The 13,975-nt window shown below is 60.3% G+C and carries 12 protein-coding genes; 2 read left to right on the top strand and 10 right to left on the bottom strand.

Translation table 11 applies throughout. The features are described from left to right. Window positions 1-45 precede the first annotated feature (45 nt). Window positions 46-1,014, bottom strand: coding sequence for a ketopantoate reductase family protein (locus CHB96_RS22535; protein WP_089250468.1), 969 nt, complete (start codon window positions 1,012-1,014; stop codon window positions 46-48). A 133-nt stretch (window positions 1,015-1,147) separates the two neighbouring features. On the opposite strand from CHB96_RS22535, the gene CHB96_RS22530 reads away from it, so the two are divergent. Continuing rightward, window positions 1,148-2,239, top strand: coding sequence for a phosphotriesterase family protein (locus CHB96_RS22530; protein ID WP_089250466.1), 1,092 nt, complete (start codon window positions 1,148-1,150; stop codon window positions 2,237-2,239). Between the two features lie 63 nt (window positions 2,240-2,302). Here CHB96_RS22530 and CHB96_RS22525 read toward each other — a convergent pair whose 3' ends face one another. Beyond that, the gene (locus tag CHB96_RS22525; protein ID WP_217899977.1) at window positions 2,303-3,151 is read right to left on the bottom strand and encodes an alpha/beta hydrolase; all 849 of its coding nucleotides are present in this window, start codon (window positions 3,149-3,151) and stop codon (window positions 2,303-2,305) included. A gap of 480 nt (window positions 3,152-3,631) precedes the next feature. Here CHB96_RS22525 and CHB96_RS22520 point away from each other — a divergent pair, with 480 nt between their 5' ends. Further along, entirely contained in the window at window positions 3,632-5,254 is a 1,623-nt protein-coding gene (locus tag CHB96_RS22520; protein WP_245866043.1) for an MFS transporter, read from the top strand. 71 nt (window positions 5,255-5,325) lie between these two features. Here the strand turns inward: CHB96_RS22520 and CHB96_RS22515 are convergent, their stop codons facing one another. The 8 genes from CHB96_RS22515 to CHB96_RS22480 all read right to left on the bottom strand — a co-directional run bounded on the left by CHB96_RS22515 (window position 5,326) and on the right by CHB96_RS22480 (window position 13,898). Continuing rightward, a complete protein-coding gene (locus CHB96_RS22515) occupies window positions 5,326-6,093 on the bottom strand; it encodes an SDR family NAD(P)-dependent oxidoreductase (protein WP_089250464.1) in 768 nt (255 codons plus the stop codon). 437 nt (window positions 6,094-6,530) lie between these two features. Then, on the bottom strand, window positions 6,531-7,793 hold the full coding sequence (locus CHB96_RS22510; protein ID WP_089250462.1) for an amidohydrolase family protein: 1,263 nt from the start codon (window positions 7,791-7,793) through the stop codon (window positions 6,531-6,533). A 63-nt stretch (window positions 7,794-7,856) separates the two neighbouring features. Continuing rightward, the gene (locus tag CHB96_RS22505; RefSeq protein ID WP_089250460.1) at window positions 7,857-8,726 is read right to left on the bottom strand and encodes a TIGR03560 family F420-dependent LLM class oxidoreductase; all 870 of its coding nucleotides are present in this window, start codon (window positions 8,724-8,726) and stop codon (window positions 7,857-7,859) included. A 120-nt stretch (window positions 8,727-8,846) separates the two neighbouring features. After that, entirely contained in the window at window positions 8,847-9,827 is a 981-nt protein-coding gene (locus CHB96_RS22500) for an enoyl-CoA hydratase/isomerase family protein (RefSeq protein ID WP_089250458.1), read from the bottom strand. 46 nt (window positions 9,828-9,873) lie between these two features. Continuing rightward, a complete protein-coding gene (locus CHB96_RS22495; protein WP_089250456.1) occupies window positions 9,874-11,346 on the bottom strand; it encodes an MDR family MFS transporter in 1,473 nt (490 codons plus the stop codon). A gap of 14 nt (window positions 11,347-11,360) precedes the next feature. Next, complete coding sequence (locus CHB96_RS22490; protein WP_089250454.1) at window positions 11,361-11,876, bottom strand: DoxX family protein; 516 nt, start codon at window positions 11,874-11,876, stop codon at window positions 11,361-11,363. A 45-nt stretch (window positions 11,877-11,921) separates the two neighbouring features. After that, window positions 11,922-12,689, bottom strand: coding sequence for an SDR family NAD(P)-dependent oxidoreductase (locus CHB96_RS22485; protein WP_089250452.1), 768 nt, complete (start codon window positions 12,687-12,689; stop codon window positions 11,922-11,924). A gap of 36 nt (window positions 12,690-12,725) precedes the next feature. Then, the gene (locus CHB96_RS22480) at window positions 12,726-13,898 is read right to left on the bottom strand and encodes a thiolase family protein (RefSeq protein ID WP_089250450.1); all 1,173 of its coding nucleotides are present in this window, start codon (window positions 13,896-13,898) and stop codon (window positions 12,726-12,728) included. Window positions 13,899-13,975: the final 77 nt, after the last annotated feature.

The following is a 13,975-nucleotide window of genomic DNA, read 5'->3' as shown; positions in this document are numbered from 1 at the left end:
CCCGTCAATCTGGTTGGACCGACAGCCGGTCGATGCCTGCATAGGTCAAGCGGTGGTACGTCTTTCGACCAGTTTGTTCAACGCAGGTGTCTGAACGCCTGCCGCGGCGGCGAAGCGCTGGAGCTCGCCCGTGATCATCTCGACTTCGTCTCGCATGCTGAGAAGCTGTTCGGTTCCTAGCTGCCACGACGAGCTTGCCAAGAATCTGCCGAAGGTAGCTCGGATAATGAACTTTGGAAGCCGCTGCCAAAGCTTGAAGTAGCTGGGTGTGAGCGGAATCCCGCGCTTGTTCATGGCTTCGAAAATTTCACGCATCGCGTCGATATTGAGATCGAGTAGCTCACGGTCGCGACCGAGCTTGCCGCCGTCGCCGCCTGCCGCGTAGGTTGCGTTTCCCGTCGTCGAGACGAACGCCTCGTGCGACTTCATCCATGAGTCGAGACTGTCCGGGATGGAGACCGAGAAGCCTGCGGCCCTGAAAATCTCTGCGATGCTGCGAATTCGATCGGTCTTGCTGTCATCCAGTTCACCCAGCATGGTTTGCTGCATGAACTTGGGAGGGATGCTGTAGCGAACCAACTGACCCTCTTTGGAGCCCCCTGCACCCGGAAACCCGAGGACGGCCCGGGGCCCGAAAGTCTCTGCGAACAGGGATGGGCCCTCTGCGTTGCTCATCATGAACAAAACGGTGCCGATTTTTGTCGGGGCGAGGGATTCGATGACGCCGTCGAGATGTGTCTTTCGAATTATCGCGATGACGAGATCGAAGTCGGCGTCGGCGGACACTCCAGCGATAACTGGGACATGGACGGTGTCTGTCTTGTTCGAGCCGATCTCTTCGACGACGAGTCCGCTGGTCGCGATCTGTTGACGGCGGACCTCAGAGAGTTCGGACACGGTGACGTCGTACCCGGCGAGCGCTAGACGGGCGGCGTACAGGCTGCCGAGAACGCCTGCTCCGACCACGAGGATTTGTGGACTCTCGGGTAGCCGAGTGGTCATATCTGCTGTCATCGTTACTTCGCTTCCGTCTCTGTGGTCAACCGGAGGGAACGATCGGCGGGCGGAGGATCCGTCGACCGAAAATCACGCTCACTAACCGTACATGAATGTACGGTTAGTGAATCGAACCATCGAAAGGTAGATCATGGGTGTAATCACCACTGTGAGAGGCGACATCGAGTCGACCGAACTTGGTTATACGAGCATGCACGAGCATCTGAACGCCGATCTGTCTCTGATGCTGGCGTTGGCCGAGCGCTACGGAGCGCCGAACATTCCTGTCGAGATGTTGAGGCTCGAGAGTGCGAACCTTGCCTTCCTGCGCGACGGTGCGTCGGCATTGTCTCGGGAGAGTACGACGTCGGGCGACGTCGATTTCACGACCGACGAACTGCGCTACTTTGCGCAAGTCGGTGGTCGATCTGTGTGCGATGCGTCCCCGATTGGACTGCGGGGCGACGTGCGCGAGCTCTTGTCGGCATCCCTGGCATCCGGCGTCAATGTCATCTGCGCGACAGGACTCTATGTCTTCGACGCGCGTCCAGAAGGGTATCGCGAACTCAGTGAAGGCCAGCAGGTAGAGCTGTTCACCCGCGAGGTTGTGGAGGGGATCGATGCCACTGGAATTCGTCCGGGATTCTTGAAATGTGCGCTTTCGGCGACGGATGCGTCAGCGCCGCTGAACGGTGCTGAAACGACGACACTGCGTGCGATCGGGCGGGTTTCAGCGGAGACTGGACTCAGCGTTCACGTGCACACCGCATTTCCGATGTCGAACGACCAGGTCCTCGCGGGTGTGGACGTAGCCCTGTCCTCCGGCATTCGCCCTGATCGACTGGTGATGATGCACATGGATTCCTTTCTGCGGCCGTGGGATGCGATGACGAAATACCTGGGCGACATATCGGTCGGTAGAACTGTCAGTACCGAACTGGCCACGAAAATTCTCGACCGCGGCATCAACATAGGATTCGACTCTTGGTCCTCGACTGTTGCTGTGCTTCCGGACGACTACGACCGAGTAAAAGGCTTGGTGGACTTGCTACGCAAAGGATACGGTGGTCAGATCGCTCTGGGCCACGACACGACGACCAAGCCGCATGGGCGTTCCTTCGGAGGGTACGGATACACACGGTTCGCGCAGTTCGTACCTCCGCTCCTGCGAGAACTCGGTTTCGACGACGTTGACTTCAATCGTTTGGTGATCGACAACCCCGCGCGAATCCTGGCGCACTGAATCTCTATGCGATAGGCCGCCGGAGTTCGACTCCGGCGACCTGTCTACATCAGAATGTGCGGTTCAATCAACCGACCGGATCCAATGATCATCGAGGAATTTTCGAAGGAGCCTGTTTCGGTTGTTCGCTTCCGGGCCGAATGCGAAGCCGATGTGGGTTGCTGCATCCTGTATGAACAGGTCCGCTGGAACGTCCTCGTTTCGTAGCGCCTCGTGCATGCGAACGGTGTTCGATAGAAACAGGTCTCGCGTCCCACTCTGAAGGAAGGCGGGTGGGAATCCTGCGGCGAAGTCGCCGAACAGTGGTGAGAGGTATGGGTGACTCAGGTCGTGTCCGCCTGCGTAGACGAGGTTGGCGGGCATCAGCCGGTCTGTGAGTCCGGTGTCGATTCCCAGCATGGTATTGAAGCTGTCACCCGATTCAGTCAGATCGATCTCGGGTGTGAGCAATACGATCCCGGCAGGTAAGACGGTGCCCTCGTCGCGGGCTCGGAGCAACGCCGACGCTGCCAAATTTCCGCCGGCCGATGCACCGCCGACGACGATGTTTTCTGGCTGTCGCTGGCGGAGTAGGGCCCGGTACACGGTGAGGCAGTCATCTATCCCAGCGGGAAATGGGTGATCGGGTGGCAGCCTGTAGTCCGGCGACCACACTCGGGATTGCGTCATCCCCGCGGTGATCGCGCTCATGTACCGGCAGCTCGGCCCACCGCCCCAGAGCAGCGCTCCACCATGTATATCCAGATACACGGCTTGATCGTCAGCAGGCAAGTCTCGCGGAGTCGACACATAGACGGTGACACCGTCGACTTCGATCTCCTCGACGTCTGCATCGACCGATGCGGCGAAGGTGCCGAGAGCAGCCTCTCCTGCTTCGTCCTGTGCGGCGATGTACGAACGCCAGCCGTCCACGTCGTCGAGGCTGGGCCACGGCGGATTTGAGATGGGGGGGTGTCCCCATCTGGGCTTGGGCTTCCGGACTCAGCCAAGTCGGTACGGGAATGACGCGGCCAGGTACTCGAAGTGGCCCAGGTGATAGTTCTGTCGGACTCATCGGCTTCTCCTTTATCGGACATCAAACGTACGTAAGCGTACGGATAGTTTTGGATTTTCGATGTTTGATACTGAAACTTCGTCAAAGCGATCCGCTCCCGAATTGAACGGTCTATCTTTGCTGTGAATAAACGTTCAGTTCTGTGAAGCACGCTACGCACTCGGACGTGAGCAGCGTGCAATCCGCTTCGCGGAGGTAAGGAGCAAGTTCGATCACGGCGTCGGATCGATGTGCGACGACCGCAAGACCCGCAGGGTCTACAGCGTTCACGTCACTTCCGCAACGGAAGGGACTGTCCCTGGGCGGCAGCCACCGCCCGCAAATATTGGAGGGCTATCTTGCCATCACCTTCTTCCGGTCTCGGTGGTGCCGTAGCAGGCAATTTCCGAGGCGCAGGCTGGACACCGAGGATTGTCTTCTCGCTGCTCAGCATCGTGTTCCTCATCGAGGCCGTCACGCTTGCCTACACCACGGCCACCACCGCACTTCCGTACATCAGCGCGGAATTCCAGACCACCCAAGCCGGTTGGATCCTCACCGCTTACGCGCTGACTGGCACGATCGCAGCGCCAATCTTTGGAAAACTTGCCGATCGATACGGCAAGCGTCGTATGTTGCTCACGGTTCTGTTCCTGTCCTTCTGCGGGTCTTTGATCTCGGCCAGTGCGCAGTCGTTCGGGATGCTGCTCGTAGGACGAACATTCGAAGGGTTCCTCATTGCTTCGATGTTCTTGAGTTACTCCTTGATACGAGACGTCTATCCGGCGAAGATCGTGCCGTTCGCGGCGAGTATCACGGTCACCGGCGCCGGCGCCTTGGCAGCGTTGCTGCCCACTATCGTCGGTCAATGCATCGACAATTGGGGTTTCAGGTCGGTGTTCGTGCTGAGTGCCGTTTGGGTTGGATCCATGGCGCTCTTCATCAGCATTACGACCAAGGAAACCGAGGTTCGAACCAAGTCCCGCATCGACGTACTCGGCGCGTTTCTGATCGCTGCTGCGATCGGAGGAACGCTCACTGGCATCAGCTTGGGTAACACCTGGGGTTGGTCCGACCCGAGAACCCTCGGACTGATCATCGGAGGTCTGTCGCTCGGTGTCGGTTTCGTCTTGTCCGCACTGAAACGCCCGGAACCTATCCTCGACGTTCGTATGTTCCGGCGCAGGGGGATTCTGATCGCCTCTGCCGTCGCTGCGGTCGGATACGGCATTCAGCCGGTAACGATCACGCTTGCTTCGATCATTGGTCTGACCCCGGCGGTCATGGGTGGTGGCTACGGACTCGGGCTATCTGCCACTGCGCTGGCGCAGATCACAACCCCTTCGTCTGTCAGCGCAGTTCTCGCGGGAATCATCACCGGATTGTTCGTTCGGAGAGTCGGTCCGTGGAATATCGGACGAGCGGGTGTACTGTTTCTCGCCTTGGGAACCGCGTACGTCGCAATGCGTCACGACAATGTTGTGGACATGATCGTTGGATTTGTGCTCATCGGGTTCGGCGCTGGGTTCGTCGCGGCTTCGATCCCCAATCTGGTCATCTCGGCCGCGCCAGTTCATGAACAGGCATCGTTCTCGTCGGGCGTCCAAGTGGTGTTGTCGGGGGTCGGCGCGGTGACGCCGGTGCTTGCGTTCGTTGTGCTGGGCCGCTCTGCATTTGCCGGGCCAGGCGGAGTTCCGGTCTACAGCAACGGTGCAATCACCGCAATCTTCGTAGCATGCCTCGCGCTCGCGATCGTCGGCCTGATTGTGCTGTCGACGGTACTTCGTCCGCGAGCCGAGTCGTTCGCTCCAACCGATGTTCTCGACGCCGCTCAGTTGGAGTTGCTCGAAGCAGAACTGGCCTCGGTCGACAAAGACATCAGTGGTATCGAGGGGGGATTGGTCGGGTCTGCGGGTGCCGACGCGCCCAAGTCCGCGATTCGACACAGCGCTCCTTCACTCGGGATGGATGAACCGCGATAGTCTCACCGATGGTGACGACCGTGGCCAGGGCATGTCTCGATGCATCCTGGCCACGGTCGAGTCCTGTCCGGCTAGGGACGCATGGTCTGGCCGCCGTCAACGCAGAACACCTGTCCGGTGGTCCATTCGGAGAGGTCGGACATCAGGAATGCAACCGTCGAACCGATGTCGTCAGGCACGCCGAGTCGAGGTGCAGGCGTACTCGCGATGAACGAGTTGCGGAAGTCCTCGGGAAGGTTGAGTAGCGTCTGCTCGGTAAGGACGAGGCCGGGAGACACACTGTTGGCGCGTACTCCGGCTTTGCCGTACTTGCGTGCAACGTGCCTGGTCAATGCTGTGATTCCCGCCTTGGTGGCCTGGTAGGCGACCTTGTCGTCCATTCCGGCGTAGACGGCGTCGGAGATCGTGTTCACGACCGAACCTCCACCCCCTGAAATCATTTGCGGCAGAGCGTACTTGAGGGTTAACAGGTACCCGGTGAGGTTGACATCGATAGTGCGTTGCCAGGCAGCGAGGTCGATGTCGACGACGTGGGTGTCTTTGGCGACTTCCTCGGGGTGGATGTTGGCCGCCACGTTGAACAGGCCGTCGATTCGGCCGTACTCCGCGATTGCGAGATCGATCAGGCTCTTGACCTGGTCTACGTCGGAGATGTCGGCAACGGTGGAGATGCCTGCCCCGCCCGCAGATCGTGCCGCGTCGGCTGTTCGCTCCGACGACTCCGCCACGACATCGCTCACGACTACCTTCGCGCCGCCAGCCCCCAGGAACTTCGCCGTCGCCGTCGCAAGGCCGCCTGCTCCTGCGAAGACGACAACCTTTCCTTCGAGTCCCTCCATTGAAGTTCCATCCCTTCGATACGTGAAAAGTGTTGATTGCAAGTGTGTTCGGGTGGCCGAGACCGAGGATCTTGCGGTTGCTCTGCCGCGACCCTCGCCCGACTGAGTTAAACGTACACCACCGTACGGTTGTTGGAGGCGGAGTCCTAGAAATCGAATGTTCGTCGGGCCGAGCCGACGGCGGTGAGAAGACTGCACGAAAGAGGGTCCAAGCGGTGCTCGGAGGCAGCATCGAACGGTTCGACGATCTCAGCGTTCGAAAGGGAAATCCCTCGGTGTGCTGTTCGAGCTCCCCCGATGCGGGAGCCCGTTGTCGACCCCATAGCCGAACCGGTTTCGCTTACGGCAGTCCCGCGCTTGAATTTTCGAGATATGCGGGGGTCTCGACAAATGAGTTCGGCCCCCGCCGAAAGCAGCGAGGGCCGAATTTGGGTTTGTTACTTCGATGCGTGAGTCAGGTCGTAAAGCTTGCGCCACTCGTGCTTGGAACGGATCTCGGTGCTGACGTCAGGAGACGACGCGCGGAGAGCACCAACGGTGGCATCTGCCCTGGAGATGTGCTTGAAGGGATCGATGTCGAAGAATCGGCACGAGTTTCCGTACAGAATCTTGTTCATCTCGTCGTCGGGTATGCCGACGCCTTCCATCTCGGCGTGCACGAATTCCGGTGCGTTAGGCCAGATTGCGTCGGAGTGCGGGTAGTCGCACTCCCATGCTATGTGATCGAGACCGATGTCGTGTCGGACCTTGAGTGCGGTGGGATCGGTGACGTAGCAGGCAAGGGAGTGGTCTTTGAAGATTTCGCTCGGCAGCTTGCCGCCGAAATCGTGCCCGAGCCAGCGCTGGTTCGTGTAGTGACGGTCGCAACGGTCGAGGTAGAATGGAATCCAACCGATTCCGGCCTCGGACCAGGCGATCTTGAGGTCCGGGTACTTGTGCATTGCACCGCCCCACAGGAGGTCCTGTGCTGCGAAGGTGGAGACCTGAGTTGCCAGGATTATCATGTTGTCGAGGGGTGCGTCGGGCGCTCCGTTGATGGCGCCGAATCCCTGGCCGATGTGCAGGCACATCACGACGCGGAGGTCGGAAATAGTCTGCATGAACGGACCCCAGTACTCGAGGTCGTGGTAACTGGGGAGTCCTTGAAGATGGGGGAGCTCGGGCATCGTAACGGCTTTGACGCCCTTGGCCGCAACGCGTTTGACTTCTTCGACGAGCGCGATCGGATCCCACACGGGCAGAATGGCGCACGGAATCATGCGACCTGGGTAGGCGGTGCACCATTCGTCGATATGCCAGTCGTTGTAGGCCTTGAGCATGATCAGCGCCATGTCCTTGTCCTTCGCTTCCTGGAAGTACCGGGCGCTGAATCCGGCGAAGGAAGGGAAGCACATCGACGCGACGATGCCATTTCGATTCATGTCGCGAATGCGCTCATGGATGTCGTACGCACCCGGACGCATTTCGGCGAAAGTGGAGGGGTTCAGGCCCCACTCCTCGTTGGGCCATCCGACGACGGCGTTGAGGCCGATCGTGCCCATCGAGTTGCCTTGGAACCACCAACGCTCGTAGCCGTTCTCGTCGACGATGCTCTTGGGTGCCTTGTCCTTCCATTTGGCGGGCACATGGTTCTTGAACATGTCGGGCGGTTCGACGACGTGGTCGTCGATGCTCAGCATGATCATGTCTTCGACCTTCATTGCTGTTCCTTTCGGTAATTCACGTGAAATCTGTTGCCGATCAGTGGGTTCGGAATTTGATGGTCACCACGACGTGATCTCCGGGATGACCTTCGAGCCGAGAATCTCAAGCGGGGCTTCGGACCCGAGGTCGGGGACCGCCCCGTAGACTGTTGTGAATCCCAGTTCGTGCAAGCGCTGGAGGTCCCTGAGTATCGCGTCGATTCCGCCTTCGCCCTCGATGTCGAAATTCACCAGTGCGGTCTTTTCGATGTCGTCGGGGTTTCGACCGACCTCCGCGCAGCGCTCTTCGAGTCGGGAGATCTTCTGGCCAGCTTCTTCTCCGCCCCAGACGTTCATCGCATCGGCGTACTGCGCAACAAGTCTGAGGGTGCGTAGTTCGCCGCCTCCGCCGAGGAGGATTCGCGGACGCGGGCTCGATACGGGGGCAGGGACGTTCATCGTTTGACCGAGAACGTAGTTCTCGGTCACATATTGGTCTTCGCTGTCGCTCCACATCTGCAGGACGATCTTCAACGTCTCTTCCAGTCGACGGAATCTGCCGTCGTGGTCGTCAAACGGAAGGCCGAGTCCGGTGGCCTCCTGCTCGTTCCAGCCGGTGCCGATGCCGAGCCAGGCTCGTCCGCCCGACAGCACATCCAGCGTGGTCACGATCTTGGCGAGCAGGCCAGGCGCACGGTACGTACTCGCCGTGACGAGGGTCTGGAGTTCTATGGTCGAAGTGTGCCCGGCAATGAATGCGAGGACAGTGTAAGCCTCGAGCATAGGTTCGTTCTCTTCGCCGATAAGGCTGATCTGCCACAAGTGGTCGGTGGTACTGAGGCGGGCGAAGCCGACGTCCTCTGCGGTGCGCGCGATCCGCGCCACTGCGGGTCCCATTCGGTCGGGTGTGCCCAGATGTGAATAGTCGTTGAGATGGAGTGCGAGTTTCATACGGTGCTCCGTACCGCCCACGAAGAGGGGCGTCGAATGGCTTCTAGCGGGTGAGTTCAGCCTAACTGCGAGTGATGGTTCACACAAGTGAAAAGTAATTCAAGTTGTTGACATTGCTATCTACTTGACTAATCGGGACGTAATGGCGTCGACAAGGCCCCAGCTCAGAGCGGTCTCAGCGTCTATCGTGCACCCGCTGAGGACGAGGAATGCGGTGCGCCAACGACCAATCCGTCGAGGAACGCTGACGGTTCCGCCGGCTCCGGGTATGAGCCCGAGGTTCAATTCGGGGAGGCCGAACATGGTCGATGGATCTGCAACGACACGTCCGCAGAACGACGCCATCTCGAGTCCGCTTCCGACAGTGGAACCATGTACGTAGGCGACGACATCGGTCGACAATCGCGCTCGAGCCGAGTCGAGCATCAGCGCAGGGCTGTATCTAGTGCGAGCGAAATGCGCTGCGACTGGATTGACCAGCGTTCCGAATTCGGTGAGGTCTCCGCCACTGCAGAACGATCTGCCGTTGCCGCGCAGTTCGATTCGTGTGATGGTCGCATCGAGTTCTGCCACGGTGAGAGCGTCGACGAGGCCCGCCCGCACAGTATTGCTGAACGCGTTGTGTCGTCGAGGCTGATTGAGTGTGATGTTCAGGGTTCCACCTGACCGTTCCACCAACACGGGATTCGGTGGATCGGCGAGAGTTCGCGGACCCTGCAATCCGAGCCATCGTGCGAATTCGGGACCGGATTGCAGCGTGGAATATGCCAGCGATTCGGTCACGATGGCACCGAGGGTATCGAAGACGCCATCGTTGGCACGCAAAACGTCGTCACAGATCACGCTGGCCATCGGCGAAGATTCGATCCTGTTCGCTATGGAATCGAGAGCATGCGGTAGGGACGCAACCTGAACGAATCTGCGGTCGCGAGGCGTTGTCGTCGTCAAGCACGTCGAGGCCAGATAGGCGAGTGTCTCGGCAGTCGGAGACAGCTGCCACTCCGGCGCGGAATCTACCGCGACGATGCAGCCCGAGAGCGCGAGCGGGGCCGGATGTCGGGATGGCTCCGCCAGGTCGACGATCGTGACTGTCGTCTGCATCGTCCATCGGCTCCCAACTGCGTGATTCGATCAGCTCAGGTGTGTGTCAGTGTGCGACAACGGTAGCCGTTCTGGGCAAGCGAATGACGAACAGCCCCAGCGCGCCGACGACCGCGAGAAGGGAAATGATTCCGCCAGCAAGGAGTGCGGCGTGGACACCATTTGCGTCGGCAACCTGTTCGTTCTCGCCTCGCGCGATGGTCGATTGGATCCCGCGGGTCAAGAAGGTGATGAACAGTGCTGTTCCCGCCGCTCCTGCCACTTGCTGGACGGTACTGACGATTGCGCTCCCATGGGAGTACAGGGATCGCGGCAGGGAGCCCAGCGCGGTAGTCATCAGCGGAGTCAAAGCGAATGCTATTCCGACGCTGAGAATTACATGTCCGATAATCACATGGATCAGGGTCGAGTCCACTCCGAGGGTCGACAAGGTCCACATGCCAGTGCTGAGTGCGATGGTGCCGGGAAGAACCAGTGGACGTGGCCCGAATCGATCGAACAAATTGCCGACGACGGGTGCGAACAACCCCATGGTCAATCCACCCGGAAGAAGTGCGAGACCGGTGGTCAGAGTGCCTTTCGATAGAACGTTCTGCATGTACAGCGGAAGCAGAACAAGCGATCCGAACAACGTCAGCATGATAACGCACAGCAGGGCGACCGAGAGAGTGAACGGCATCTGGGTGAAGGGCCGCAGATCGAGCAGCGCCCGCTCCGTTCTGGCGAGTACACGCTGGCGTGCGACGAAGACGACCAGCGCGATCGGTCCGACTGCCAAGGGTATCCAAGGCGGAATCGGAGTGTGGCCGGCAGCGGCTTCGCCGATGAGCGTGAGTCCGTAGACCACGCCCCCGAATGCCAACGCGGACAGTGCCACCGACAGGACGTCCAGATGAGTGAGGCGAGGGGTTGTGACATTGCGAACGAAAATTGCCCCCAGCGCCAATGCGGACACCGCTACCGGCAGGACGATCCAAAACATCGCACGCCAATCCAGCGACTGAAGGATCAATCCGGAGATGGTAGGCCCCAGCGCCGGGGCGACGGAGACGACGATCGAGAGCAATCCCATCATTCGGCCTCGCGACTGCGGGGGGACGATGTTGAGGATTGTGGTGATCAGAAGTGGGAACATCAAACCAGTGCCCATGGCCTGTACGACGCGACCGCACAAGAGGATCTCGAATCCGGGCGCAGACGCGGAGAGCAATGTTCCAAGCGAGAAGAGCGTCATCGCGGCGATGAAGACCGGTCTGATGTCGAAGCTCTGCAGGATGTATCCGCTGACAGGAATGACGATGGCCATCGTCAGGAGGAAACCGCTGGTCAACCATTGCGCAGATGAGGCGGATACGTCCAAATCGACCATGAGCCGGGGCAGCGCAACACTCAGTATCGTCTCGTTGAGAATGACGACGAAGGTGGCGACGAGCAGGACCGCGATCAGTACACCGCCACCCTTCACAGGAGCAGTGTCCTGCTCGTCTTCTGCTGGAGTCGTGCTGTCGCGGACTGTCATTGTCGTTTGATCTCCTAACGAGAAGTCGGCCGGTGGAAGGCGAGCAGTTGTCCACAGGCTGCGACGAGACCAAGGGCCGTCGCAAATGCCGCGGCCTTCGATCCACCGAGCTTCGAATCGATTCCGAGCACCCTGTCGACGCTCCACCTACCTGGTCCGAGCGCCGCCAAGGTGACCGCGGCGGCCGACAGATTGCCGACGTACTCCCATCCCTCGGAGGTGATGAAGAATCCATTGGGAACGTGGACAGCATGCGCGGCGACGGCCATCGTGCCTACGACGGCCGCGGCCGCGACGGGTGTTGCCGCCCCGGCTACGAGTGCAGCACCTGCCCCGACCTCGACGACAGCACTCGCTTGTGCCTGCAGCGTCGCGTGCTTGAACCCGATGGATCCGAACCAGCCTGCGGTCCCGGCGATGCTGCGTCCGTGCTTCACACCGTGTGCGACCATCGTGCCGCCGACGGCGATTCGCAGAAGCAGTTGGACGGGCGTGAGATCGAAGGTTCTGCTGCGTATCGAACGTGCCATGGTTTGGAACCTCTCGGCAAATGGGGAGTAGCGGCAACGAACGAGTCAGACGTTGAAGCGGAGGGCACCGTCGATGCGAATGACCGTTCCGTTCAGGTAATCGTTCTCGATGATGTCTTGGGCGAGGCGCGCGTACTCGTTCACGTTGCCCATTCGCTTCGGGTTGGGAACTCCAGGTCCCCATTGTGCCTGAGCGTCAGCCTCTTCCATCTGAAACGCGGGTGTGAAGAACGTTCCAGGTGCGATGCACATGACCCTTACTCCAGCGGGCGCGAGGTCGCGCGCAGCGGTGAGCGTCAAACCGATGACACCGCCTTTGGCCGCAGAATAGTCGGTCTGCCCAACCTGTCCCTCGAACCCGGCGATGCTTGCTGTCGTGACGATCACTCCTCGCTGCCCCGATTCTGCGGGTTCGCTCGTACTCATCACTGCAGCGGCCTGACTCATCACGTTGAAGGTTCCGGTGAGAAAAATCTCGACCGTCTTCCGAAAAACGTCCAGCGAGTACGGTTCTCCCGCGCGATTGATCATGCGGCGGCCCGCTGCCGGCCCGCCGTGAACGACGACAGTCGACCGCAGGGGGGCGAGGTCCGCCGCAATCGCGACGGCATTGCGAACGGAGTCCTCGTCTGTGACGTCTGTCGACACGAACCGAGTTGTCGCGCCGAGTTCGGCCTCCAGAGCTCTGCCCTTGTCCTCGGCGAGGTCTGCGATGACGACGTGTGCACCTGTTGCAACCAATCGGCGGACCGTAGCTTCGCCGAACCCGCCTGCGCCGCCGCAGACCAGGGCAGACGTGTTGTTCAGTTCCATGATTCTCCTTGTTTGACGGTGCTGGGAGTCGCTGGTTCAGCTCTGAACTTCGATGACGACCGCGCCGCCCTGACCGCCGCCCGCACACATTGCGGCAACACCGATCCCGCCTCCGCGCCGACGGAGTTCGTGTGCGAGTGTCGTGAGCATTCGAGCGCCACTTGCGGCAATCGGATGTCCGAGGCTGCATCCGCTGCCATAAATGTTGACTATCTGCTCGTCGAGCCCCAGCTCCTGGCACACCGAGACAGGCACGGACGCAAAGGCCTCGTTGATTTCCCAGAGGTGAACGTCCTGTGGCCGCAGACCGGCTCGCTCGAGGACGATCGGAATGACCATCAAGCTTCCGTCGCCGGTGTACTTCGGTTCGACGCCGACCGATGCCCAGGCTCGCACGGTTCCGAGCGACTGCAGCCCATGCGCGGCGGCATTCGCTGCGGTGGTGAGAGTCAGGGCTGCGGCGGCGTCGTTGACGCCGCTGGCGTTCGCGGCCGTGATCGAAAATCCGTCGATCTCGGGGTGGACGGGTTTGATCCTGGCCGCCTTCTCCAGGGTCGTGGTGCGCCGCGGGTGCTCGTCGACTGCAAACTCGACGACCGAACCATCCATGGTCGTGACCTTGATCGGCGCGATTTCGTCGTCGAATTTTCCGGCGTCGATCGCCGCCACCGCCCGCTCGTGAGAGCGCACGGCCCAGGCGTCCATGCGCTCGCGGGACAGATTGTATTTTTGTGCAAGATTCCATCCGACGGACAGCGATGTGTCGTCTGCAGCGTCCTCGGTGTACGGAAATGTCGGCGCGATTCGGGTTTCGGTCCGGTTCGTTCCCGGAATCGCCCAGATAACCTTGGGCGTCAGTGAGCTGGAGTTCACTCCGCCTGCGACGATGACCTCGTCCATTCCTGATCGAAGCGAACCTGCCGCGTTGCCGACGGCGGTCAGACTCCCCGCGCAATGTCGGTTTACCGCCTGCCCTGGCACTCTGGTGAGGCCTGCGGCTACTGCGGCATGTCTGGCGAGGTCACCGCCTCCGTACATGGATTCGGCAAAGATGACGTCGTCGATCGACTCCGGCGGTAGAGACGACCGACGAATGGACTCCGTGAGAATGTGAACCGCGAGATCTTCGGCGGGGGTGGCGGCCAAGGTGCCCTTGAACGCTGTGCCAATGGGGGTGCGGACCGCGCTGACGATCACTGCGTCGTTCATGTTTCCTCGATTCGGTCGAGCGTTCGGGCATCGAAACGATCCCGCAACGAACTTCTCTGAACGTTAGTTCAGGGAAT

Source organism: Rhodococcoides kyotonense, from assembly GCF_900188125.1.
GTDB lineage: Bacteria > Actinomycetota > Actinomycetes > Mycobacteriales > Mycobacteriaceae > Rhodococcoides > Rhodococcoides kyotonense.
This window is presented reverse-complemented; position numbering and strand designations above follow the sequence as displayed.